This is a genomic window from Kitasatospora sp. NPDC004240, from assembly GCF_053603215.1.
Window position 1 is genome coordinate 1 of record NZ_JBSGFD010000436.1, and the last position, 1,751, is coordinate 1,751.

Here is a 1,751-nt window from a genome sequence, read left to right on the forward strand (position 1 = left end):
AGGCCGCGGCGTTGGGGTGCGTGCATCGCAAGGCGGAGGAGGGAGCCACTGCGGAGCATTGGCGACCGACGACAACGCGGCGAGGTGCGTGCCCCAACGCCGCGGACCCGGCAGTGATCCGCAAGACACGCCCTAGTCGGCCTTGCGGCGCTGGCGGCCGGTGCCGTAGTTGGAGCCGGACTTGGAGCCGCTGCCGGGCTTGGCGCGGCCCGAGGAGCGGCCGATGAAGCCGGCCGCCTGGTGGCGCTCGCCCTGGCCGCCGCCGTGCTGCTTGGGGCGGGGGCGGCGCGGGTTGCCGTTCATGTCGACGTCGGTCGGCAGGCCCGAACGCTTGCCGGGGCGGCGGCGCGGGGCGGCGGCCCTGCCCTCGGGCTTGGCCTCGGCGGGCGGGGTCACCACCGGCACGGCCAGGGTGACCGGCACGCCGCTGGGGGTGCGGGCACCGGTGATCCGGGTCAGCTCGGCGTCGCCCGGGCGGATCTTCGTGGTGGTCGGGCGGATGCCGGCCACCGTCATCAGCTTGCTGACCTCACGCCGCTGCTCGGGCAGCACCAGGGTGACCACGGTGCCGGACTCGCCGGCGCGGGCGGTGCGGCCGCCGCGGTGCAGGTAGTCCTTGTGGTCGATCGGCGGGTCGACGTTGACGACCAGGTCGAGGCCGTCGATGTGGATACCGCGGGCGGCCACGTTGGTGGCGATCAGCGCGGTGACGTGGCCGTCGCGGAACTGGTCGAGCACCCGGTTGCGCTGCGGCTGGGACTTGCCGCCGTGCAGGGCGGCGGCCTTCACGCCGTTGGCCAGCAGCTGCTTGGCGAGCCGGTCCGCGCCGTGCTTGGTGTGCACGAACATGATCACCCGGCCGTCGCGGGAGGCGATGTGGGCGGTGGCGGACGCCTTGTCGGTGGACTCCAGCTGGAGGACGTGGTGGTCCATGGTGGTCACCGCGCCGGCCGACGGGTCCACCGAGTGGGTGACCGGGTCGGTGAGGAAGCGCTTGACCAGCCGGTCGACGTTGCGGTCCAGGGTGGCGGAGAACAGCATCCGCTGCCCGCCCTCGGCGACCTGCTCCAGCAGCTTGGTGACCTGGGGCAGGAAGCCCATGTCGGCCATCTGGTCGGCCTCGTCGAGCACGGTGATCGCGACGTCCGACAGCCGGACGTCGCCGCGCCCGATCAGGTCGTCCAGCCGGCCCGGGGTGGCGACCAGCACCTCGGCGCCGCGGCGCACGGCGTTGGCCTGCCGGGTGATCGACATGCCGCCGACGACGGTGGCGATCCGCAGGTTGACCGCGGTGGCGTACGGGGTGAGCGCCTCGGTGACCTGCTGGGCCAGCTCGCGGGTGGGCACCAGCACCAGGGCCAGCGGGTGCCGCGCGTCGGCGCGGCGGCCGGCGGTGCGGGCGAGCAGCGGCAGGCCGAAGGCCAGGGTCTTGCCGGAGCCGGTGCGGCCCCGGCCGAGCACGTCACGGCCGGCGATCGAGTCGGGCAGCGTGGCCGCCTGGATCGGGAACGGCTCGGTGACGCCCTCGCGGGTCAGCGCGCTCAGGATGCCCTTGGGCAGCTCCAGCTCGGCGAAGCTCGCCGCCGGCGGACGGGGCGGGGTGCCCTCGACCACGGTGAAGTCGGCGGGCGCCTGCGCCACGGCCTCCTTGCGCGGCCCGGCGGCGCCGTGGCGCTCAAGCAGCGTGATGACGAGGTCATTAAGATCTTCCTGGAGCGTGAGACCAGCTCACTGAAGGCGCTGCGGCACCC

At 74.3% G+C, this 1,751-nt stretch carries 1 protein-coding gene; it reads right to left on the reverse strand.

Features of this window, described 5'->3' with window-relative positions:
• Positions 1-132: 132 nt before the first annotated feature.
• On the reverse strand, positions 133-1,641 hold the full coding sequence (locus ACWEQL_RS42350) for a DEAD/DEAH box helicase (protein ID WP_452156949.1): 1,509 nt from the start codon (positions 1,639-1,641) through the stop codon (positions 133-135).
• Positions 1,642-1,751 lie beyond the last annotated feature (110 nt).